This is a genomic window from Chromobacterium sinusclupearum (assembly GCF_002902845.1).
GTDB classification, from domain to species: Bacteria; Pseudomonadota; Gammaproteobacteria; order Burkholderiales; family Chromobacteriaceae; genus Chromobacterium; species Chromobacterium sinusclupearum.
Genome location: NZ_PPTF01000006.1, coordinates 38851 through 62138, shown reverse-complemented (window position 1 = coordinate 62138; position 23288 = coordinate 38851). Strand labels below are relative to the sequence as shown.

The window sequence follows — 23288 nt, the reverse complement described above, 5'->3', positions numbered from 1 at the left end:
GTCAGAATTCAATCACCTGCCCACCCCGTAGTCGGGACCGGACCTGAGCACCGTTCTCGAAGGCAAGCTGCTTTCCGAAGGCCTGCGCCACGCCTGCCAGGCCTTCGTGGATACTCTCTCCGTGCATAGTAGCCTCAGCGATACTGTCAAACGCCGACTTGAGCTGAGTACGCTTCTCGAGAAAGAACTGGTCGAATACTGCATGCATCTGCTGACGATATTCCCTGTGCTGAGCGACGAGCCGCGCGCAAACCTCTTGCGTTCTTCTGCGCTGCTCATCAGAGAGCTCAAGGTCCCGAACCGACTGCTGCAAGGTGGCGTGAACGCTGCCGCTCAACATCGAGGAGACCATGCCACCAACAAACCCGCCCACTATCGTACCAATGCCTGGCGCAACAAAAGTGCCGACGACGGCGCAAAAATTCGACCCGGTGAGCGACATTGCTAGCATCGTTCCTTCGCGACTGATTTGACCAACCAGTTGCTCGGGCGTGATTTTCCCTTTGATAACATCAATCGCGCCCCTGGCGAGAATGGTCGAGGTCTGGACAAGCATCGCCGGCGTGTTGCCCTTGCCTAGGTTACGCAACACTTGCTCGTTGGTCGCCTGTAACGCACCACCGAGAGAGGCGGTCATCGCGCCAGAGACATAGGCTGTAGCAGCGACTCGCCCCGTATCAGTGAGGATGTCGAGCGAAGCCTCACCCGCGCTCTTGTCACCGTTGAACACGCTATAGCCGTTTCTCACCAGGCTGACACCGCCACCAATGGTCGCCGCAGTCATGCCGGCCTGAACACCTGCCTTGTGTGCGATGTGAACGGCATCCTTGCCAACGCTCAATGCTGGAGACTTGCGAGCCTCCATCGCGTCGGAAGTCGATACCTTGCTCTTCTCTGAGCGGCTGCGGACATCCTTGATGCGATTAATTTCATCCTGCTTCTGAGTCGCAAGCTCTGCTTTCCCCTGCTTGGTAAGCGCTTCGACCTGCTTTTCCAAACTGGCTTGCTGCCGGTCCCAATCACGCATGATGTCATCGAACTGGTCCGCAGGCAGGGGAAGCTTTGCCGACTTGTACTTCTCGTAGTTTTCCTTGTAGTGCGCCTGATAGCTCTCAATGTTCTTGTGAACCTTCATCTGGGCGCCACCGACAAAACCGCCATCCGTTCCCATCAGAGCTGCACCAGTATCGACATCGACCTCCACGTAGTCGTACACCGGATGGTTGACGTGGTTCAGGTCGTCCGTCCGTGCGTATCTCGTGCTGCTGCCTGAAAGAATGCTTTCCGCATTGGTTCGAGCAACCTGCTTAACCTCAGCTGAAAAGCCCGACTGTTGCAGGTAGTTGCTATGCGGGTCCGTAATCTTGAAGTTGGAAATTCTGGCAAGCTCTTCATACGACGCAAAATGCTGGGCGGTCGCCATTGAAAACCGTTCGAGCTGGAGGGTTGCAGCTATGCGAACCTCACGCTCAAAATCGTCATATTCGGCGTCGTGAGGCGGGTTGTTTTTGGACGACATGATGGTCCTTATGCGGTCAGTTTGCTCTGCATCTCACCGACGTCCACCCGCTGCTTCTGCAGCTTTTCAATGACGCCTCCCATGAGAGCACCCTCTCCATCAAGCAGCGGCGTATCGAGAATGGCTATAAGCAAGTCGCAGGCATTGAAGGAATCCCCCAGTAGCGGGTCGAGGACTTGTTCAACCATGCGGGTCAGCGTTCCATCCAGATGTTCGATGTCAATCTTCATGGCAACCACACTCGGAGCAACTTTGTCAAGGGAATGAATTTTCCTGTCGACTTCAAACATATATTGCGCCAACTCTCCTGCTATGAAATGGCGAGTGGCATCCTTATGCTGCGCGCCGGCTATGGCGCCTGCACGCATAGCAAGAGCAAAACTGAGCACTCCGGCCAAAACACCGATGACCGCAGGTGCAAAGGCACCGCCTAGGACGTCTGCAGCAAGCAGTCCATAACCCAGCAGGCCACCCAGCACCCCTCCGAGACACAAGCCTCCTATGATATTCGTGATGCTGGATGGCAAGGGAGGCGGTTCTGGCGCCTCGAGCGCTTTAGCCAGTTTGAGTGATTCGGACTGTGCAACGTAGCTGCTGCGTGCAGATTTATCGATGAGCGCATACGCTCCCGAAAAACCGGCGACGTGTTCGCGATAGACCATTTCCTTATGCTCATGGTACTCATCAAGTACAGCTGAAGCCTCGCGTCTCGCTTCAGCGAGCTTCGCCTGAGCCTCGTTGATGGCGGCCATTGCCTCCAAGCGCATGCATTGTGCGGTCTTACGGTCAAGACGTCCGGCACCCAGGAAATTAGCCAGCCACCCACCGAACGTGCGCGGTGCATCGACACCCGGAACCGATATCGGAAACTGCCTGTTCATACTGCAACCTCCTGCTTGACGCTACGGTAAACCTCGCCATTCGTCGCAATATATTCGAGAAACTCCTCACGCATTAAGCCAGCATCCGTTAGAAGTGGTCGCTCAAGTGCACCCTGCAGCTCCAGTGCCTGCTCGGCGGCAAGTCTCAGCGCAGATTGCATTTTCATGGTCTGGGTTTTTAGCACGAGGGCCATACCATCAAGTGCATCTATCATGATTTTGGCTGCTTCCCGAATCGCATCGGCCTGTGCCACGATGGTTTTGGTCTGTTCTTCGAATACCTCGACTTCGTCGCGAAAGTCTCGCGCCTCATTAAGCCTCTGTTTGGCGTGATTCTGGCTCAAATACATTACTAGGAGCGCCGCAGGTACAACGGCAATACCACCCAGGACAGCCATGCCACCAGAAACTCCCAGCCCTCCGGCAGACAGCGTGCCGCCACCAAGCCATGCTAGAGTCGCATTCGTTGCAGCCGCCCCCGAAAGAGAACCGATTGCTGTCCCAGTCGACGCTGTACCGATGATGCCAGCAAGCCCGTAAGCACCTGCCGCCAGGGTCGCGCCGCCGAGCGCACCACCCGCGCCGCCCAGCATTAGCTTGCTGACCTGCGCTGAAACAGCCTTCAACTCGCTAACTTGATGGAGCATCTGGTCCAACTTGAGGTTCTCAAGATGAGTCTGCCGCTCGCGCAGCTTGACGCTGCCAAGCACTTCGACCACTTGGAGAAACTCCGGCACCATCGTACTGAGAATGTTGGCCTTTAGTGCTCCCAGCGCATCAAGTGCCTCACGTGTGTCGGTTCGCGCCTTTTCAAGGCGCTCCTGGGCTTCCTCCTGCTGCTCCTTTGCCCAGCGTACGATACGCTCGCTCTTCTTCTTGTCGAGATACCCACCAGAAACAAAGTTGCCAACCCGCTCAGAAATGTCCTGGACCTTCCACTTGAATTCCAGCCAACCCATTTTTGTTCCTTTTTCCAACTACTTAGCTCGAGCTAGACAAATCTTCGAGCTGGTAGAGATTTCCAGTCCAGCTGGACGGCAGCGTTCAATCTCGAAGACAGCAACATTTGAGTTTCAAAGAACACTTGCCACGATTACAAACGCCACAAAATATGCTGTGCAATAATGCTTAACGCATGAATGGAGGATACATCAGCCGACAATCAGCGAACAGATTTATCTGCAAAGCGGGCGCACCAAAGCGGCGGGAAGCCTTACTAGGCGGGTGACTCCACCTTGCCGGCTTCGAAAACGCTGATGCTCGACAGTCTCTCTCTATGAGTATTCAAATTAGTGGGCACCAGATTACGGCGCTCTTGTATTTTAGTAAGTACAGTCAATGGTTACTGGGGTTATCGTCTTCCCTTCAGCTGATGCCACATGACAGGCGTTGGCAACTGTGTCGGCACACGCCTTGTACGTCCCCGCGGGAATGAGTGTTAGCGTCTTACGGTTTCGGGTATCGTCAGCTGTCCACCTTTCGCACATGAACCACATGACGAGGTAAATTCCTAATGTGGCGTCATATGCCTTCATATAGTTGTCGCGCAACTGTGAGACCGGTGCCGTCATCAGCTCCTTGTTCCAGCACCCCTTAACTTCAATGACGAGGCTAAGAGTTTTGGCGGGCTTGCCACTTTTCGCCGGAGATACGAGTTGGATAAGGATGTCTGTACGTTCACCCACGCCCTTTGGATTGTGCGACCTGACTTGAACCTCGCGGTTGACGATAGCGTCCTTCTGCGAAAGGCGATTTTCCAGCTCGCCAGCAAGCCAATCACACAACCTAGGTTCATGCTTGGGACGTTTAGAGGCTTCATCCCATAAAAAATGGACCGCAGGCAACCGAGCCGTCGCGGAAATTTTGTCTGCAATCAGTTGAAGTTCACTGAGCGTGGCAGCATGCAATTCCTCTTCAGTTCTGATAACGCGGCCGGTTGATATGCCGAGAACCGCAGTCACTTCGCGAACCTCATAAGGCAGCCATGAGTCACGGGCAAGTTTCTGCTCGGCTTCCTTTATTAGGGATGCGGTCCACGTGATGTCAGGATGTCGTATAGCGATTCTCTCGAGCGCTTCAAGGCCGGTAACATCTGCACGATTACGCAAGTGAAGGAGGCAGCTAGTTCTGACGTCCTGGATGTAATGTCGTTCAGTGACAAAACCGTGCAACTTCACATCGTCAGAGAATGGATATTGTTTCTCTAGAATCTCAAAAATCTGCTCTGTTACAGCTGCGTCAACCCGCAAAAGCGCGATGCCTTGGCTTGAGGAAAAGACTTGCATCTGGGCAGCCAACTGCGCCACGGCTGCCGGACATTTTTTCAATCGGTCCCAGACATGCGCAATCAGTTGACTAGGTGCATGCTTGGCTAATTGCGCAAGTAGTTTCGGAGCAGGTGCAACCGATAGGTCGGATAAGGACTGGATGCGCGCGAGTAATTTTTCGATGGCATCGTGACTGCCATGCTCGGAGAGAAACTCGCTCAGTACCAGAAATCCTGATTCATTTTTAATTTGGGGTAATAATTTTTCCAGCGCATGGAACAGGGAGCTGGGCATGAACTCTGTGGCAAACTCAGGCAAGCGAGCGGCATTTTCGATGGCCAAATGCTGCTCACAGGTTTTGGTCAGTAGCAACATCAGGGCGGCCTCGTCACGAGTCCAGGCTAGCCGCAACAGCTCGTTGATAACTGCTCGTGGTTGTTCCTGACATTGATAGCGAGCAATAGCCTGTGCCCACTTCACGACGAGTTCAGAAAACTCGTCGTTATTACCATGGCCGGTGGAGTACAGGAGCACCAATGCTGCGATACCGGCAGCTTCGTACGGATTCATCTGATTTGCTGCGAGATTTTCAACTGGGCCTGTAGCGTATAAATACGCTCGAGCAACCGCCATAAGCTGATGTTGCGTTATGGTATTTAGCTTTGCCCAAAGTGGGGTAGTAGTTACTTCGAGGCCGGGCCAGCCGTAGCACTCGAAATGTTCTTCGTAGCGTAGATAGCATAGGATATTGACCCACTCCCACGTGTCCCCGTTTTCAGCACGCGACAAAGCGGCCAAGAGTAAGTCTATTGACCGCATTTTCACAGTTGCAGGCTTTGCCGGCGAGGCGTTCTGGGACATGTAGGCCCATGTTTTCCTAAGGTTGTCCGCTTTAGGCGAGTCTAGCAGCACGGGGTTAACATAATCGCTAGCCAATTCTGCCAGCAGAATGTCTCGATTTTCAGCACTCGGGCTGGCCGCGTTCAGTAGCCACTCTCGAACAGCACTATTGTCATGGACATGCCAGAGGGCCAGATGAGCGATGATTTGCTGCTTTGCTTTGGAACCTTGCTCACGTTGGTACGCGTCAATCAAATATGGTCCATCAGTGTCACTGAGTAGCCCTGTCCCGTGGCGTAGCTGCCCAGCAATGTTCTGGGGCTCGCCTTTTGCGGCATTTAGAATTGAATCCAGTAGCCGTAACCGTCTATCGGGATGCTCCTCGAGCCCCAGTCCTTTATCGAAACCTTGTTCCTCGCGCGAAACGGAGAGCTTGTAATGGTTGGCGATGGCAAGCCAAGCCGCTTTTCCTAAAGCCTCCCACTCCTCGTCGCTGGATATGACAGCCAATGCGGCTTTACTAAACATGTGGGCGACAAAATCTTCCCATCCAATGTCCATCCTGTCAGCTTCTTGCTGAAGCTGCAGCACCAACCAAGATAGAAGCGGGAGTATGTCGGTGGCCTGCGTGTCCGTGGTTTCCAACCGCCTCAGGGCTAATGCGTACATGCCACTTAAATTTGAGCGTCTTTCCTTTGTGATGAAACCAATGAGTTCTCCTATTGACGCACCAGAATCCAGCGCACAAAGCAGCGCAAGACCTCTCAACTCATCGTCAATGTCTTCGGGATTGTCGTCGGTAAATAGTGGCCGCAATGCGTTTTTTGCTTTTTGAGAGCCAGTTGACACGGCCTCCACTGCACTTTGTCGAACTTGGTAGTTTTCGGACGCATCTAGGGCAATATCGATGAGTTCAGGGAGGCAGTCAACCATTTCGCACTGTCGCGCCACATCCGCGGCAAACTGGCGCAGAGCAACCGGTCTTGTGTTGTTTGAGAGAATCTCTCGTAGTTTTTCGAGCAATCCAGAATGACGTAACTTATGGTAGGCGCTAATTTGTCGACGGTCGTATATCGGTAGTTTGTGCCGCTCAACTAAAGAGGCTAGTTCATCAAAGATTGCCGAAATGTGTGCCTCGTCCGTAAGCGATATACTACTGTCAAAGACTATCTCTGGCTCAGCGTTCAATATCAAGCCAAGCAGCTCCGGATTACTGTGCCCAAGCCATGCTGCAAGCTCTCGAAGTTGCGGTGCCAAGCGTCCCGAGTTATCGGGGAGGGTGAGAACAGCCATGACTTGTCTGGTTGGGAGATGCAGTGCAGAAATGAAGTGCGCGGCAAGAAATTCTGCGTATGTTCGGTGGGCGAAAACAAATACGCCATCCTCTTTTGTAATGAACAAGCCAGACTGTAGGGTTTCCGTATACTGTGCAATCGTGGCATGCCAGTCGTCACCACAGGCCTCAAGAGGAACCGTCAGTAGTCGCGCCACATCCAAGCATAGCGCCTCGGCGGGTGCAAAGTCGCCGGTGTTGTCCAGCACGATGTCGGAGTTGTTGGTTAGTAGTACGCAGGTTGCAATTAACCCCGCCAGCTGTAGCCGGGATTGGACATTAGGCAAGCAAGAGCTGGCTCCTTCCAATCGGCGCGAGCTATTTTCTTTCAGAAGGGCAGCACAGCCTCTTTCATAAAGCTCCCATCGGCTTGTCGAGAATGTCGAGCCATCTTTGAATTGGGACATCAAGAATTTGAGCCCTAGAGGTTGTCGGGCTAGTCCGTGTGCATTTGAACTGTCTATGGCTTCAAAGAAACTGTCTTTATCGAGGTTCTCTTCAGCTAGGCGTACCAGCACTTGCTCTCGAGAGTAAGGCGCAATTTCGAAAATTGAAACCGAAGATTCTTTGGTGCTCTTATTTTTCCAGTGCTTTTGTAGAAACTCTGTTAGCGAGTCGGGCCAGGCCGGCGTACGGCAGGTAATAACCAACTGTAGTAAGCCAGGAGAAACATCAAGTAGCACATCCTCAAGCACGGTTTCTGCACACTTAATGTTGACTCGAGACTCATCCAGGGAGTCGAGAAAGAAGACGGTAGGGACTCCATCGTTCATGCAGGCTCTCAGCTCGCGTCGCAATGCGGCATCCAAGAGTGCAGCGTCGGAATATCTGCCTAAGTCTAGATAAGATACGTGCCGACTCGCTACCTCATGCGCCCGTGTCTTGAGAAGATTGAGTTCGAAGGATTTGCCGGAACCCGGCTCGCCAAGGAGGACGACAACGTCTGACACATCCTGGAGCTCGTTTGTGAGTTTTGCATCAGTGTTGTAGTACGCACGCCATTTCCCGCTAACGAACACTGTGTAGCCTTGCTCATCAGCCATGACGGGCTGCCCGCGTGGAGCCCAGAGTCTGCTTCCTTCCTGTATAGCGCTATCCATATTGGGTCCGTATTTTCAATTTTTATAAATTAACAATGTCCCGGCAACTCTAGTCGGCACAAATTCTGGTACCAGTCCGTTATTGCGCAATCCCTGTCTCATGGCAACTCAAAGGGGAGCCAGGCGGATGGCTAGCTTAAACGGTCTGATTCCTGTCGGACTGCCCCATCAAGCCAAGTCGTTTTGTCTGAAAAGTGTTCTATTCAGCGTGATGTTGTCTGAAAATTGTATGATTCAGGTTATGGTACAGGGGACGGTACCCAGAAAGGTATCTAGCCACACATTGGGAACGACGCTTAGGTACTGGCATTTGGGCTGGGTCGTGTGCAAGCTCGTACTGGCCAGCTTCACTTGGGCTTCCTGGGCGCGCTGGCCCGCTGACGGGGCACGGCTGCCCGTGTCAGCATCAGTGGATTAATGCTCGGAACAGGAGCAATCGTCTCGAACCACGACTCCCGTCCCAAGACCCGAACCACCTGAATCAGCGTGCGCAACGATGACCCACTGCCGCTTTCCAAGTTTCGCAGTGTGCGGACGCTGATGCCGGCGCGGGCGGCAATCGTTTTTTGGTCGAGGTTACGATGTATCCGCAGTGTCTTCAGGTGTTCGCCTAGCTCCGCTTCTATCTCTTCGGCCGTTTGAGACTTGAGAGCCTTGTTCATCACCATAGCCATCTCCTAAAAGCTGTTCACAACAATAGGCAATATTCTTCCTCTTGTACATGGAATTGGCTAATAAGAAGCACATTTTTGCTGGTTGTTGCGAGTTCGAATCCCTCCGCTACGGCCTGGGTCAGCGTATGTCTTCACTTGACGCGCGACAAGCCCATCAGTTGCAGCACGCTCGGATTTCCCTTGGCCAACCGCTCCACTTCGGCTAAGTAACCAAATCGTTGATGTAGTGCCAGGGCAATGGCGCATGAACGGGAAAATCCACCTTCGCAATGCTCTACTAATGAATGAACGTTATCTGGCTGGCCATTCACGAAGTCGAGGATTTGGGCGGCTTGGGCAGGCGTGAACGCATCTTATGTTTTTGCTGGGCCTTCTTGGAGAGCAAGGGATTCAGGAAGTCCACGTCAGTGAAGCTCAGGCGGAACAAGTACGCGAAGCCGTCAACAGCCGCAATCGGTCGCTCGGGCGCGGTAATGGCGGACGATAGACTTGCTGCCTCAGGCGAGAAAGCTTGTTGCATTTTTCACCTGTACAAAAGGATGGATTTTGGACGGCAAGCCAGGTCGTGCCGATGTATGCCTTGTTGGGTCGGTGAGGGAAACTTAAAGTATTACCGCCATCTAAATTACGTAGCGTCACGACCGTCACCCTCCTCACAGAGGGTGTTTCTTATTCTGCTTCCAGGATTTGTCGATGGACCTCAGCTCCCTGCTTGCCAGTTTTGCTTCCGCGTTCGACCAGAGCCAACGCCTGCTCACCCTGCAGTTGGGAGACGGGCATATCGCGAGCCAGCAGTTGTTGCCGCAGCAGCTGGAGGGCGGGGAAGGGGTCTCGCAGGGCTATCGTTATCAGTTGACCTGCCTGTCGCCGGATGTCGGCATCGAACTCAAAACCCTACTTGGCTTGCCGGCACGCATCGGCATCGTCGGCGCCGATGGGGTGGAGACGATGCGCTGCGGCGTGGTGAGCCAGGCTCAGCTGTTGGGCGCTGATGGCGGCTTCGCGCAGTATGGGCTGACGATTGAGTCCCCGTTTAGCTTGCTGCGGTTTCGGCGGACATCTCGCGTGTTCCAGGACCTGTCCGTGCCAGACATCGTGCAGCAGATTTTTGCCGAGCATCAGGCCGCCAATCCGGTGTTTGTCCGTGTCCAGACCTTGGCCTTTGACGCCGCCAGCCTGCCGCCCCGCAGCTACTGCCTGCAATACAAAGAAAGCGACTTCGATTTCATCGTGCGCCTGCTGCACGAGGAAGGCTTGGCATGGCGCTTCGCCCATTTGGAGGAGGATGATGGTCCCAAGGTCCAGCTGGTGGTGTTTGATGACGCGCACAACCTGCCGCAGGCCGCGGTAGCGCGCGTGCGCTTCCATCGCGCCGACGCGACCGAGCAGGAAGACGGCCTGACAGGATGGGAAACACAACGGCAGGTGGTGGCTGGCCAAACGGCGTTGGCCAGCTTCGATTATCAACCGGTCACCACTCAACATGTCGCGCAGACGAGCCCGCTACAGCAAGGGCAAGGCGGCATGGCGCTGCAATCCAGCTTGCAGCATTACGATGCGCCAGGACTGTATTACGCCAGCGATAGCGAACAACTGGGACGCTATGCCCAGTTGCGGCAGCAAGCCCAGGACCTGCAAGCCAAGCAATTCTCTGGCAGCGGCGCTGTCCGCGGTCTCTTGGCCGGCGCATGGTTCCAGTTGGACGACCATCCCGCGCACGCGGCCGATGCCCCTGAAAAGCGCGAATTCGTTGTTACCCGGCAAACGTTCCGAGCTCAGAACAACCTGCCGGCCGACTTGAGCCAGCAACTGCTAATGGTGGCGCCGCGGCTCAAGCTGGCCCCCGAGTCTGCCAGCCCGTCTCCATTCCAGACCACCTTCCAGGCGCAACGCCGCGGGATTCCGCTGACGCCGCTGTACGCGAATACTGCGCATGCCAAACCGACCAGCCTGGGGAAGCAGACCGCCACGGTGGTGGGGCCGGCGGGCGAAGAGGTCTACACCGACGCGCAGGGCCGCATCAAGGTACAGCTGCATTGGCAGCGTCGCGAAGAACACCCCACTATTGGCGCCGGCATGGATGAGCATTCCTCGTGCTGGCTGCGCGTCGCCATGCCTTCCGCCGGCGCCGGCTTTGGCCACCAGTTCATTCCCCGTATCGGTCAGGAAGTGCTGGTCGACTTCGTCGAAGGCGACATCGACCGTCCCCTCATCACTGGCGTGCTGTACAACGGTAGCCATCCGACGCCGAGCTTCAGCGGAGCCGGCGCGCTCCCCGCCAACAAGACCCTGTCCGGCATTAAGTCGCAGGAACACCACGGCGGCCAGTACAACGAATTATTGTTCGACGACACGCCAGGCGAAGTGCGCGCCAAGCTCAGCAGCGAACCCGGCAAGACGCAGCTCAACCAAGGCTTCCTCACCCATCCACGCAGCAATGGCAAAGCGCAGCCGCGCGGCGAGGGTTTCGAGCTGCGCACCGACCAGCATGGTGCCATCCGCGCCGCCCATGGCCTGCTGATGAGCACCGAGGCGCAGAACGGCGCCAGCGGCAAACAACTGGCGCGCGAACATGCCAGCAGTCAGCTGCAGTCGGCGCTGGCCCTCAGCCAGGTGCTGGCAGAAACCGCGGAAGCCCAGTTGGCGGAGGCGATGGAAACCGGGCCCGAGGAAATCACCGCCGACAACGCCAAAGGTCGTAAACGCCCTGAAGGCCATCTGCAGCACCAACTCGACGCGCTGAAAGCCTGGGAGGCGGGGACCAATACCGACCCGGACGGCAAGACAGCGGCGGGCGACCAGGCTGGCCAGCAGCCATTACTCGTGCTGTCTGCGCCAGCCGGCATTGCGAGCGTCACCGAACAAAGCCAGACCCTGGCTGCCGGCACCAATTTGGACCTGGTGGCACAGCGGGATATGAACCAGACCACGGGTCGACGCTGGCTCGCCAATGTCGGCAAACACATCAGCCTGTTCGTCAGCGGCGTAGCAAACCAGGCCGCGATGAAGCTGATAGCCGCCAAAGGCAAAGTCCAGGTGCAGGCCCAAGCGGGCGAAATAGAGCTGACGGCCGACAAGGACGTGACCATCACCTCGTGCAAGGACCGCGTCACCATCGCCGCGCAAGAGGAAATACTGCTGACCTGCGATGGCGGCTATATCCGGTTGGCCGGCGGCAATATCGAGGTGCATTGCCCCGGCACCGTCAGCGTCAAGGGTGCCAGCCATGCGCTAAGCGGCCCGGCGAGCGTATCGATGCCGATGCCGACGATGCCCAAGGGCTATCAGCGCAGCTATATCCTGCAAGACGAGAAGAGCGGAGAGCCGCTGGTCGGACACGCCTACCGGCTCAAGCTGCCCAATGGCCGTACGCTGCCCGGCTACACGGACTGGGAAGGGCGCACCAGCACGGCCTTCACGCCCAATGCCCAGCCCGTCAAACTTGAGGCGCCCAAGCCGCCGGTCGAGGAAAACCACCAACTGTATGGCTATGGCACCGGCCAGGCGGAGCGCGGCCTGCAGTTGAAAGACGACAACGGAGAAGATGCCTGATGGCCAAGTATCAACCCGCAGGCGGCACGATGACCATCGTGGAGGAGCGTCCCGAATACGCACGGCTGCCGCAACCGGACAACAAGCCCTACCTGACCGAGAAAGCCGACGTAGCGGTTCTGGCACCCAAGTCGGTAGGCGTAACGAGTAAAAAGACCGGGCGCACTTACAATCTCAATATGCGGCAAATCACCATGTCGAACCTGATTCGCCTGGATGAGTACAGCCATGAGTACAAGTGGTTCTACAAGGCAGAGGTGAGTTTCGACCTGACGCGCAACCCGCCAGTGCCTTTCCTCAGCTCGAGCCTGCGCGCCGACGGCGCGAATCGCCGGCATACCATCAACCCCTTTCCCAAGGGGCTGTCAAAAGGCTATTTGCGTCGTCCCGACCTGATTATCGTGAAGGACAAGGGGACGCGCTGGCCAGGCAGAGCGGCTGCTGACCACGATGGCGTAGCTCACGGAGACAACCTTGCACGGGTGGTTGAAATCAAATTTCCTGGTGACGAATTTGGGCGGGGGCAAGAAGATGCCTACAAACGGATTGCTGGTGGTGATGACCGTTTTACTGTCCTTGATGTACTTGATAAAAAGAAGAAAAAGGAAGCCTCGGAGTCGGTAAAAGCGCCTGTTTTTAGCCCCCAGCCCCAGGCAAAATCTAAATCCCAAAGCCAACGTGTACCCGCGCCCATCTACAGTCCCGTTCCGGTCTCAACCCCAGGCTACATCCAGGATTGGGGTCTACAGCTACAGCGCGAGTTGAATGAAATGTGGGCTAACGCCAAAAAAGGCATGACAGGTCTGGCGCAAGACACCCAGGCTTGGCTGGCCAGTGAGGCGGCTTGGCTGCTAGAGTCAGGCCGCTGGGTTCGCGACCAGGCGAGTCATGCCTGGACCTGGGTCAACGAGCAGGGGCAGGTGCTAGCGCGTTGGACCGAAGAGCAGCTGAAGGCGGCGTGGGCTAAAATTGAGCGCTACTGCGACATCGCCTGGGACGAGATTCGTCAGATTGAGTGGGGGCAGATTTTGCTCAACGTGGGCAAGGTGGTCGTCGGTATCGCCCTCGTGGTCTCGATGGCTGTGGTCATGGTGCTCGCATTGCCGGCAGAGCTGGTTGCGGGCTTTCTGGCCTGTGTAGGGATACTTGGTGGCGCCACAGTCGCGTCAGCCGCATGAGTTAGGGATTGCACAATGGAACAAAAAGAGATGCCGCAGCCATTGCTGCGACTTCGCCAGTATCAAGATGAGCTGACTTGGAATTTGGGGTCTGATGATAGCATCGTCATCAGACCTGGTTTGATTGCTACTTTTTTCTTTGAGAAGGGCAGCACTATTGAGGTTAGGAAAAAACTCATCGAGTGTTTCGATAAGTTTTATTCACTCTTTGGCGGGAAGCTAAAGGGGCAAAAATATATGGATGCCAAAACTAAGAAGATGGGGGCATCCGACTATCAAAAGTCCAGAAATAAGATATTGGAAATCACTGACCCGCATGAGCGGATTGAGTGGTTTGTAAGTAGCGAAGCCGTGCCTGACTTGGCACCGGAGTACTCAGTCTCCTGCTTGACGCAGCAAAGTATCCATGAAGGATGGGGTGACAAATCGTTTTTCAAAATGGTGTTGCCTGCCACTACTGTGTTCGACGAAGCAGAACTTGGTCAATACCAGGAGTTGGTCACATTTATATGCGAGGCTTTGCAACCTGTCCATGGTTATGGCGGTTTGTCCCCCATTCTGCCCTATGACTATCATCGGTATTTGCCCAATGAGTATGAGCTTGCGCAGCGTTTCATTGGCTTAAATATCGATACCCGCTCATTCAGTGCTGGTGGGTTCGAACTGAAGAGCCACATTAAGGGTGTAGATTGGTACACGATTCTGGGAAACGAGTTTGTACAGCAGCTCAATGGTGAAGAGGCAATTCGAGCTACACTGGCACCTTGGCAAGACATAATAGTACGTCGTCATTCTGGCGGACTTATTATTCAGGCGGGGCGTTATCCAGACTTGGGTGCGCCAGACAATAGCCCTCCTGAGTCCTATGTGATTGTCAATCACTTGCTGAGGTCGATACGTACCACGGAACCGGGCTCCCTGCATTACTACCTGCCTCAACGGAATGGGTTTGATAAGGCGGAAACCGTAAGCTGGTATGCGCGATTTGACTCGGTGCCACTGCCGGAGGCAGCGCTCGAGTCGGCACCCGCTATCGAAGGTATGCGCTGTGAAGCTGACAAGCCGTGCCCGGAAAGTGGCTACTGGTGGACCCCTGCGATGGAGAATTCACGCCGTCACTTTAGCCAGGGTGAGTTGATGCCGAATTTCCCGAACTCCACATATGGCAGCACGATTTGGTATTTAGAAAAGTAGTAATCTGACCTTGTATCATGGAGGAGTGTGCAGCTAAGTGCTTAAGCCGTGAAGCAAGGCCCCATAAAATGATAATTTTATGGGGCCAATTCCATTGATAGTTTCGTAAAATATATGGGCGTCCGAAGCAGTCTTCTTGACTATATCCGAAGAGCTATCCCCGCTGCAGAACTATGGAAGGTTTGTTGGACAGGAAAACTATCGAGCCTCTCTATTCGTGGCGGGGAAGCACAGGAGTCCGGCATTGCCTCTGCACGCATCCATCTTCAAGCTAACTTGCTAGCCGTTCACAATAGCTGCACCAGAACATCATGAACAGGAGGGACGATGAGCCCAAACAGTTTGCTTAACAAACTTCTGGACTACGTCCTGGAGCAAGACAAAGAAATCGACCCTCGTGGCTTCACGCTGCAGGGCTGTAAGGGCTTTCTGAAGGGGAGGCCTGACCTCCAAGGACTCCCGGGCGTTGATTTCGATATTAAGTTGGATGGTGACCACATTTGGATGGAAGTGGCACGGCTGGAAGCGAAGGCTCCGCCGGCGCTACCCGCGGAACAGTGGAAGGGAATCATCGTCGTCAGCGACAACCCGGAAGGTGCCGCACCACGGATTGACGAGGCCACGCTCAAGAGCCGTATCTTGGCGGAAAGCCAGACCAAGTCGGAGGAGCAGCAGCCCTTGGTTGAAGCTCGGTGGCAGTCGTCGTCCCAACAAGTTTTGGCGCAGTACGCGCCCTTGTGGGCGGCCTGGGCTGCGGGTGAGATTCCGCGCCGCAAGACGATTTCCCTCTACGGCGACCTGTTCGCCATCAAGCACCAGCTGGAGTCCGAAGAGACCGCCAAGCCGCACGAGCTGGTTTGGGGTGTTGGTGTTGCTGCCTGGAAGCTCAACTATGCGGAACGCTTCGGCAGTACCCAGGTGGACTTCCAGTACCCGCTTCTGACCCAGGCCATGGAGCTAGCCTTGGACGAGACTACGCTTGCCATCGCGCTACGCCCCCGGTCCGTTGACCCTCGCTTCGAGTTTGATGCGTTTGCTGCGTGCTTGCTTCCGAGCACTGCGGACGTCGAGCGCGCCGCCCGTGAGGCCCTCGCCAAAGGTGCCGACCGCCCCGTGACTCCGTTCGACCCAGGCAGCTATGAGCATCTCCTGAAGCTGGTCGCCGGGAACCTGCATGAGAACGGACGGTTCGTGAACGGTATCGAAGCGTTCCCGACGCCGACCGACGAGCTGGTGGTCAGCGACAGCTGGGTGGTTCTTTCGCGTCCTCGGCCGAACAACTATCTGCACGAAGACATCGAGCGCCTGAAGCAGCGTCTTGCCGACAACTGCGAGATTCCGCTCGGCCCATTGGCCTTGGTGACGCCTCCGTCGGACCAGCACATGACCTACGAGCCGGTGGCCTTCCGAGGACTGTCTGGCTACACCGGCGGCGCCGGAGCGAAGGGCGAGTCGCGCGAGCTCTACTTCCCCTTGCCGTACAACCAGGAGCAGGTGACCATCGTTGAGCAGCTTGAGCGCTCCGATGGCGTCGCGGTGCAAGGGCCTCCTGGCACCGGCAAGACCCACACCATCGCCAACATCGTCTGCCACTACTTGGCCACTGGGCGGAAGGTCCTCGTGACCTCGAAGGGCGAGCAAGCCCTCGAAGTTTTGCAGTCGAAGATTCCCAAGGAAGTGCAGCCGCTGACGGTTGCTCTGCTGGCAGGCGACCGCGAAGGGATGCGGCAGTTTCAGTCGTCGATTGAAGCCATCATCCACAACGTCTCGCAGCTGAACCCTGAGGTCGTCCGGAAGCAGATTTGCACCTTCCAGAGCGCTATCGAGCGGGCGCACGTGGAGCTCGCGGCCATCGACCGGCGTGTCGATGAAATCGCCCAGTCGCAGCTGTCCGACGTTGAAGTCGATGGCGTCCCGATGCGGGCACAGAAGATGGCCGAGCTTGTGCTCCACGGCAATGAGCAGCATGGCTGGTTCGACGACACCATTTCTCTTGTTCCAGAGAATGCCCCACCGCTGACTGGCGAACAGGCCGCGGCCCTTCGCGAAGCCAGGCGACGCCTCGGACAGGATTTGGTCTACGTTTCTGCGCGTATCCCCTCGAGCTCAGGGCTGCTACCGGCCGCCGATGTTGGCCAGCTGCACCAGGCGCTGGTGGACATGCGGGAAATAGAGGAGACCGAAGCTCAGGGGCGCTTGCTTGCCCTTCGCTCCTCGACACCGGATGTGCTTGATAGCGCACGCAGCCTCCTGCCCCTTGTGGTGCAGGCTCAAGAGCTCGCCCATGAGCTTGAAGCGACCGGTGAGGTCTGGACAGAGCAGCTTCGTAAGAAGTGCGGCCTGCCAACGTGCCAAAGCGAGCGTAAAGCCTTGGAGGCGCTTGTCGGCGAGGTCGAAGCCCTTACCGAAGCGCGCGCCGCGTTCCTGAAGCGTCCCGTTGAGGTGCCCGAGGAAGCCTTGGTCTCGGTCAAGACCCGCGAGGCCATTGCGCGGGGTGCGAGCACGGGCAAGCCGTTCGGCATGATGGCGTTCGGGGCTGGCGCAGCGAAGGAACACGTTGCTACCATCACGGTTGCCGGCCTGAGCCCGGCGAGCGCGGAGGACTGGGGCCATGTGCAGCGATACGTCGAGCTTCACGCGCAGGTGCTGTCCTTTAGTGTTCGCTGGAATGAGTTCGCCGATGTGCTGTCGGTACCAGCGGTACGCGGCGGAGTCTTTGGACTGCGCAACATCGAGCTGGTCACGACCCTCGCGCTGAAAGCGCACAAGCTGGCAACGCAGTTCGATGCCAAGCTGCCGGCCCATGCCGAGCGCGTTTTCGCGCAGGCGCCCGTGGCACAGCTGAAGGGGTCCGCAGCGGAACTTGCGGAGGTGCAGCAGCACCTGCGTCACCATCTCACGCGCGCCGACCTGGCCAAGGCAGCCACCTCGCTCGCGACGCTCCAAGAGAAGCTAGCGGGAACCTCCGGGCCGGCCTCCGAGTCGTTGCGGGCCTTCGTCGAGAACGACCTCGGTGCTGCGCGTCTGCCGGTCGAACGTGCTGTGGCGCGGTACGCAGAGCTGGTTGGTGAGGTTCGGCGCATTGAAGGCCTGGCGCACGACCTCTCTGTGGTTAACCAGCTGGCAGACCAAGTTGAACGCGCTGGTGGGCAGAAGCTGGCCGCGCGCATTCGAAGCATCCCGGTTGAGGCCTCCGGCGATGACAAGGCGATGCCGACCACCTGGCGCGACGCCTGGAACTGGGCACGGGTCAAGAACCACCTGGACACCATTGAAGCCCGCGAGGAGTTTCGAACGCTGGCTGCGCGCCGGCGGGACCTGGAAGTAGGCTTGGCTCGCCTGTATGAGGACCTCGTTTCCAAGTCGGCCTGGCTATCCACAAAGCTGGGCGCCTCTCCAAAGGTGCTGTCAGCACTGGAGACCTACCGCACGGCCGTCCGGCGCATCGGCATGGGCACCGGCCCCAATGCGACCCGACACCGTCGGGATGCTCAGAAGGCGATGAACGATGCGCAGGGTGCTGTCCCGTGCTGGGTCATGAGTCATGCCAAGGTCTCCGAAACGCTGCCGTCTCAGCTCGGGTGCTTTGACCTAGTCATCGTGGACGAGGCCAGCCAATCAGACCTGTGGGCGTTGCCTGCCGTGTTGCGTGGGAAGAAGATTCTGGTCGTTGGCGACGACAAGCAGGTCTCGCCGGACGGCGGCTTCATGTCCGCGGTTCGCATCCAGGAGCTCAAGGACCGCTTCCTGTTTGACCAGCCGTTCGCCACCGTCCTGACGCCCGAGAAGTCGCTCTACGACGTCGCCTCGACGGTGTTCGCTGCCCAGAAGGTGATGCTGCGAGAGCACTTCCGGTGTGTGCCGCCCATCATTGCCTACAGCAACAGGTTCTACGACGGATTCATCCAGCCTCTGCGCATCCCCAAGGCCTCCGAGCGCCTCGACCCGCCGCTGATTGACATCTACGTCGAAGGCGGCAAGCGCGGTGTCAGGGATGAGAACCGTCTTGAGGCCCTGGCCATAGCTGAGGAGATTGCCGCCCTAGTCGCTGACCCGAAGTTCGCGGGACGGACGCTTGGCGTCGTGTCGCTGCTGGGCCCGGACCAGGCGAAGTACATCGACACGTTGGTTCGCTCCCGCGTGAGCGCCGTGGAGCTGCTGCACCGCAAGTTCGAGTGCGGAGATGCTCGCCTGTTCCAAGGCAGCGAGCGGGACATCATGTTCCTGTCCATGGTTGTTGACCCAACAAACTGCAAGGCCTTGTCGGGTAACACCTTCGAGCAGCGATTCAACGTTGCGGCCAGCCGTGCGCGGGACCGTATGTATCTCGTCCGCTCTGTCCATCTGGCGGACCTCTCTCATGTGGACCTGCGTCGAGGGATGCTGGAGCACTTTACCAAGCCGCTGGATGGCAGCGTCGAAGAGACCAAGAGCCTCATCGAGGATTGCGAATCCGGTTTTGAGAAAGAGGTCTACACCGCGTTATTCAGCCGGGGCTACCACGTGGTACCGCAAGTCAAGGCCGGTTCATTCCGCATCGACATGGTGGTGGAAGGGGCCGACGACAGCCGACTGGCCATCGAGTGCGATGGTGATGAGTTCCACGGTCCGGACCGGTGGGCTGCGGACATGGGCCGGCAACGCGTCCTAGAGCGGGCAGGTTGGACGTTCTGGCGCTGCTTTGCTTCGACCTGGTCGCTTCGCAAGGACGAGGTACTGCGGGACTTGCTCGACCGCCTGGCCGCAATGGGCATCGAGCCGATTGGCGCTATCGAGCGAATCCCATCTCTCGTCGAAACCCGCACGTGGAAAGCTGGGCAGCCCGCGAACGCTGTGAACGACGCGGTAGCTGAGGCTTTGGAGGCTGCCATCGCGGCCGGCAAGTAGAACTTAAACCAACCCAATACCGGTGAAACAGCTCTCGACTGAAGGGCACAACAGTCATCAAGGAGGACGTATGGGTCTCAGCTTTTCTCGCAGCGTGAAGTTCGGCGCTGTGCGCTTCAACTTCTCCGGTTCCGGCATTGGCATGTCGGTTGGCGTCCCGGGCCTTCGTATCGGTACCGGGCCGCGCGGCGCGTACATCAGCGGGGGAGTAGGTGGTTTCCGCTATCGCAAGAGCTTGAACGCTCGGCAACCTGCTGGGGTACAGCCTGTCGTGATGCCTGGGCGCCCACAGGACGTGCAAGTTGTCGCCGACGACAATATTGTCGCCACCGTCGAGCATGGGACGAAGAGCGTCCTCGAACTGCGCGACTCCACCAGCGATGCGCTGCTGCAGTCAATGAACGAGCAGCGTGCCAAGCTTCCACTGTGGCCCATGGCCGCGGTTGTGGTCTTGCTGCTGTTCTACATACTCTACCCCGCCAGCGAGACATGGCCGTCTTTTATTCGACTGACGGCCTTCGTCATTGGCGTAGGGTTGATTGGCTGGGTGTATTGGCGCGACCAGATGCGCAAGCTGACCGTGCTCTTCTATGAGCCGGACCAGGCAACTAGCGACTTGTTCGAACGGTTGTCAGGTGCGGTCTCCCATGCCGCGGCGGCGCGCAAGCTTAAGTCCATCACCACCACGTCACGCTACGCCGATACGAAGTATTCGGCGGGGGCGAGCCAAGGTCTGAAGTTTGGTGCCGCTAGCCTGACCTTGGGCCAAGCTCCAGGGGTTGTCGCGAACATCCCTGTACCCGTTCTGACCGCAGAACGTACTACGCTGGCGTTCTTTCCTGACCGTGTCCTAGCTTTTCAAGGGAAGTCCGTAGGTGCCGTCGACTACGCACGCCTCCACGGTGTCAGCGAATTCGTGCGGTACATCGAGAGCGAGTCAGTCCCGGGCGATGCCCGCATCATCGACCAGACATGGCAGTACGTGAACAAGAAGGGTGGCCCCGACAAGCGCTTCAAGAACAACCGCCAACTGCCCATTTGTGCCTACAGTCAGTTCAACCTCTCGACGTCGGACGGTTTGGATATTCGTTTCCTTGGTTCGAAGGAGGGCGGCTTCGATGCGTTGGAGCAGGCATTGGCAGCGATTCGAGCGGCCCAGCGCTAACCCGGGTGAGATGCGATGCGCAGAATCTCAATCTCGAAGCCAACCTGTGCCCACGCCCATCTACAGCCCTGTTCCGGTGTCTACCCTGGGCTACATTCAGGAGTGGGGGCTACAGCTACCACGTGAGTTGAATAAAATGTGGGGAAGTGCCAAGGAAGGCATGTCAGGACTGGTGCAAGCTACCCAGGCTTGGCTGGTTAGTGAGGTAGCTTGGCTGCTAGAGTCGGGTTACTGGGTAAGAGGCCTGGTGAGCTAGGGCTTGGACCTGAGCCAACGAGCAAGGGCGTGTTGGTACGTTGGACCGAAGCGCAGTTGAAGGCGATGTGGGCCAAAATTGAGCGCTACTGCGACATCGCCTGGAACGAGACTCCCCAAATTGAGTAGGGGCCGATTTTGCTCAACGTGGGCAAGGTAGTCGTTGGAATCACGTTGGTGGTGGCAGGAACCTGCGGTGTTGATGCTCGCCTTGACTCATCCTAATTGTTGCGGTAGATGAATGATTGATGGTGCTGGCAGTAGCTTCCTCAAATTCTTATTCTCAGTTTCCAAGCGCTGAATCTCCCTTTTAAGGATGAATATCATGTTGGCGCTCAGCTTTTCCTTATGTTCCGAGCGCTGCTTTTCCTCTTTCAGGTTGTCCCTCAGTTGTTTGATTTCTTTTTTCGCCGCCAGGAACGCCTCGTGCAATGTTTGTGGGGGCTCCTGGGTCTGATTGAGGCCATTCTTCTTCAGCTTTTCAAACTTTTCTTTAAGGGCGGCGTGCTCGTCGAAGCATCGATAGACCGTCGCACGGCCAACTTTCGCCTCCTTCGCGATGTTCACATGAGTAATCTTCCCGTCGGTTAGTTTGGCTGTTCCGTTTGCGTGCCGCTCTATAGCGGCATCAATGGCATCGTAACTACTCTGTTTCACCTTGTACGTCCTCCACAATCTTTCTAATTTTCGAAGCCTCGTTGGACAGAAGCTGCTTCGCGATTACTGATGCTTTGGGATGGTGAATTGCCTCCTCAACTTGCTTGAGCTGGGCCGTCCACAATGGAAGATGCCTTTTGGTCACACAGGCGTTCTTGCAATTTTCAGGTTCACACCTGTTGAGAATTGGGGCATCCTTAATTTCAGAGTTTCGAAGGCAGCGAGCTTTCGTCGGTTCGAAATAGCAAAGGTTGAGATTGCCGATAAAAAGAGTTTTGTTTGTGCTAGCTAACCATTTGGCAATTGTCGATGGGGAGAAATCCTCCGCACGACCTTTGAACTCAGTCTCGAAGGCTTGCTTAATCTGAATTCCTGCCTCTCCAGCGACAGCTTCTGAGGACAATGAAATCGCAATTTCATCGATGAAGTCGAACTGAGCGAGCCCTCGTTCTTCACCGACCATGTCTAACCATTCAGTGTCGACGCCAGCGTAGCCTTCAAAAATCGCTACTTGAACGTGTTTGTACTGGCGCATCCCTGCGATAACCCCGAAGGGTTGCCGTGCAATGTAGCGCGCTAACGTTCTTCGAAACTGTCGAGTATTAAATTTCCAAGGTTTTTCAACACCATCTTGGTCAGTCCAAAGTGGAATGGGTGAGAAGTTGAGATTTTCATTCACATGTTGTCGAAACTGCTCAATGCCCTCTAACAGCGTCGAAGAGTTTAATTCGACAAAACCATCAGTATCTTCGATAGTTTGAACGTTAAAAAATTGATTGTCACTTCTGCCCAGAAGTAATCGTTTCGTCCCAAGAGCCTTTCTGGCGTGCTTAGTGATTTGTTCGAGAATGCTTATCGCTGTGACTACCTCTTCAACTATTACCCATGTATCCATCGAGCCTTTATGGCGATGTTTCCGCAGTACGGTGTTTAAGTAGTTTATTTTTTTTCCATCTTCGGTTTCGTCCATTACGCAGCAATTTTCTTCAATCGAAAATAACTCGGAAGCACGAACGCCGGAGTAAGCTAAGATAACTAGAATGCAAGCAATGCGGAGGCGATATAGTTCAACGTACAAATCGCGTCTGCCTTTCCATGCAACTTTTCGCCAGGGTGATGTGTGTTTTTTTAGAATAATTGTTGCTGATTTTGTAAGGCGCTTTTCTTTTCCACTGGGTCCAATGGTTTTATTTTTAATTTGCGTGTTCCATATTGCTTGAAGGTCTTTCCATGCTTCCAAAATCGTAGCGCTATGTTCCAATACATAACCTAGGCTTGCAGTCATTAGTGGTGCATAAATATATTCCGGAATAGGAGGTGTCTTGTTCTCACAGGGATTGCCATTTCTAGGTATGTCCGATAGCATTTCTTTTTTGCTGCGCCCGAATGGTAGTTCGGGGAGTGGTTCACTAAGCCTCGAAGAGTAAGTCCAGACCTTGTATAGCATGCTGATAAGTGTTTTTCTTCGTTCAACCGATTTCGCTTCCCGTTCTTCATTGCCATACATAAGCACATTGATGTATTGCGATAGAAGCTCTTGGCTCACATCTGAGAATCGATAGCAGCCCATTGATGCTGAAAATTCCGAGAAATCCTTTATGGAGTATAAAATTTGGATAATACTCAGCCAGGTCAGAATGTTTTCTGAATCAACGGGGTCCTTGAGCATCGCGTAAGCTAGCTCAGCTCCGGCTAGAGCGAAACCATATGGAAACCCAGGTAAAGTTTCAAAACTCCATGAGTTGCATCTTGGCCCAAGTCCTGGTAGCTCAACATACTCAGCCAT

Annotated in this window: 13 protein-coding genes; 5 read left to right on the top strand and 8 right to left on the bottom strand. The window is 55.9% G+C overall.

What is annotated here, in order from left to right:
• Position 1 precedes the first annotated feature (1 nt).
• The 6 genes from C2134_RS01545 to C2134_RS01520 form a co-directional block, all read right to left on the bottom strand.
• Complete coding sequence (locus C2134_RS01545) at positions 2 to 1519, bottom strand: hypothetical protein (protein ID WP_103316980.1); 1518 nt, start codon at positions 1517 to 1519, stop codon at positions 2 to 4.
• An 8-nt stretch (positions 1520 to 1527) separates the two neighbouring features.
• Entirely contained in the window at positions 1528 to 2400 is an 873-nt protein-coding gene (locus tag C2134_RS01540) for a hypothetical protein (RefSeq protein WP_103316978.1), read from the bottom strand.
• The gene (locus tag C2134_RS01535) at positions 2397 to 3359 is read right to left on the bottom strand and encodes a hypothetical protein (RefSeq protein WP_103316976.1); all 963 of its coding nucleotides are present in this window, start codon (positions 3357 to 3359) and stop codon (positions 2397 to 2399) included. The genes C2134_RS01540 and C2134_RS01535 overlap by 4 nt, the downstream gene beginning before the upstream one ends.
• A 363-nt stretch (positions 3360 to 3722) precedes the next feature.
• Positions 3723 to 7883, bottom strand: a complete 4161-nt coding sequence (locus tag C2134_RS01530) for an NACHT domain-containing protein (RefSeq protein ID WP_103316974.1) — start codon at positions 7881 to 7883, stop codon at positions 3723 to 3725.
• A gap of 404 nt (positions 7884 to 8287) precedes the next feature.
• On the bottom strand, positions 8288 to 8608 hold the full coding sequence (locus C2134_RS01525; protein ID WP_199179845.1) for a helix-turn-helix domain-containing protein: 321 nt from the start codon (positions 8606 to 8608) through the stop codon (positions 8288 to 8290).
• 313 nt (positions 8609 to 8921) lie between these two features.
• The gene (locus C2134_RS01520) at positions 8922 to 9134 is read right to left on the bottom strand and encodes a hypothetical protein (protein WP_103316972.1); all 213 of its coding nucleotides are present in this window, start codon (positions 9132 to 9134) and stop codon (positions 8922 to 8924) included.
• Between the two features lie 173 nt (positions 9135 to 9307).
• Here C2134_RS01520 and C2134_RS01515 point away from each other — a divergent pair, with 173 nt between their 5' ends.
• The 5 genes from C2134_RS01515 (at position 9308) to C2134_RS01495 (ending at position 20590) form a co-directional block, all read left to right on the top strand.
• The gene (locus C2134_RS01515) at positions 9308 to 12166 is read left to right on the top strand and encodes a type VI secretion system Vgr family protein (protein ID WP_103316970.1); all 2859 of its coding nucleotides are present in this window, start codon (positions 9308 to 9310) and stop codon (positions 12164 to 12166) included.
• On the top strand, positions 12166 to 13344 hold the full coding sequence (locus C2134_RS01510) for a VRR-NUC domain-containing protein (RefSeq protein WP_103316968.1): 1179 nt from the start codon (positions 12166 to 12168) through the stop codon (positions 13342 to 13344). The genes C2134_RS01515 and C2134_RS01510 overlap by 1 nt, the downstream gene beginning before the upstream one ends.
• Before the next feature lie 15 nt (positions 13345 to 13359).
• On the top strand, positions 13360 to 14538 hold the full coding sequence (locus C2134_RS01505) for a type VI immunity family protein (protein ID WP_103316966.1): 1179 nt from the start codon (positions 13360 to 13362) through the stop codon (positions 14536 to 14538).
• Positions 14539 to 14865: 327 nt separating this feature from the next.
• Entirely contained in the window at positions 14866 to 19425 is a 4560-nt protein-coding gene (locus C2134_RS01500) for a PDDEXK-like endonuclease domain-containing protein (RefSeq protein WP_103316964.1), read from the top strand.
• A 70-nt stretch (positions 19426 to 19495) separates the two neighbouring features.
• Entirely contained in the window at positions 19496 to 20590 is a 1095-nt protein-coding gene (locus C2134_RS01495) for a DUF4236 domain-containing protein (RefSeq protein ID WP_103316963.1), read from the top strand.
• A gap of 471 nt (positions 20591 to 21061) precedes the next feature.
• Here C2134_RS01495 and C2134_RS01490 read toward each other — a convergent pair whose 3' ends face one another.
• Together C2134_RS01490 and C2134_RS21045 are read right to left on the bottom strand one after the other, a co-directional pair.
• Complete coding sequence (locus C2134_RS01490) at positions 21062 to 21502, bottom strand: hypothetical protein (protein ID WP_052370317.1); 441 nt, start codon at positions 21500 to 21502, stop codon at positions 21062 to 21064.
• On the bottom strand, positions 21489 to 23288 hold the full coding sequence (locus tag C2134_RS21045; RefSeq protein ID WP_146042050.1) for a hypothetical protein: 1800 nt from the start codon (positions 23286 to 23288) through the stop codon (positions 21489 to 21491). Before C2134_RS21045 ends, C2134_RS01490 begins: the two co-directional genes overlap by 14 nt.

Coding starts and splice junctions, on each gene's coding strand:
- C2134_RS01515 (WP_103316970.1), top strand. CDS start 9,308: ATGGACCTCAGCTCCCTGCTTGCCAGTTTTGCTTCCGCGTTCGACCAG.
- C2134_RS21045 (WP_146042050.1), bottom strand. CDS start 23,288: ATGGCTGAGTATGTTGAGCTACCAGGACTTGGGCCAAGATGCAACTCA.
- C2134_RS01510 (WP_103316968.1), top strand. CDS start 12,166: ATGGCCAAGTATCAACCCGCAGGCGGCACGATGACCATCGTGGAGGAG.
- C2134_RS01530 (WP_103316974.1), bottom strand. CDS start 7,883: ATGGCTGATGAGCAAGGCTACACAGTGTTCGTTAGCGGGAAATGGCGT.
- C2134_RS01545 (WP_103316980.1), bottom strand. CDS start 1,519: ATGTCGTCCAAAAACAACCCGCCTCACGACGCCGAATATGACGATTTT.
- C2134_RS01495 (WP_103316963.1), top strand. CDS start 19,496: ATGGGTCTCAGCTTTTCTCGCAGCGTGAAGTTCGGCGCTGTGCGCTTC.
- C2134_RS01500 (WP_103316964.1), top strand. CDS start 14,866: ATGAGCCCAAACAGTTTGCTTAACAAACTTCTGGACTACGTCCTGGAG.
- C2134_RS01505 (WP_103316966.1), top strand. CDS start 13,360: ATGGAACAAAAAGAGATGCCGCAGCCATTGCTGCGACTTCGCCAGTAT.
- C2134_RS01535 (WP_103316976.1), bottom strand. CDS start 3,359: ATGGGTTGGCTGGAATTCAAGTGGAAGGTCCAGGACATTTCTGAGCGG.
- C2134_RS01525 (WP_199179845.1), bottom strand. CDS start 8,608: ATGGTGATGAACAAGGCTCTCAAGTCTCAAACGGCCGAAGAGATAGAA.
- C2134_RS01540 (WP_103316978.1), bottom strand. CDS start 2,400: ATGAACAGGCAGTTTCCGATATCGGTTCCGGGTGTCGATGCACCGCGC.
- C2134_RS01520 (WP_103316972.1), bottom strand. CDS start 9,134: ATGCAACAAGCTTTCTCGCCTGAGGCAGCAAGTCTATCGTCCGCCATT.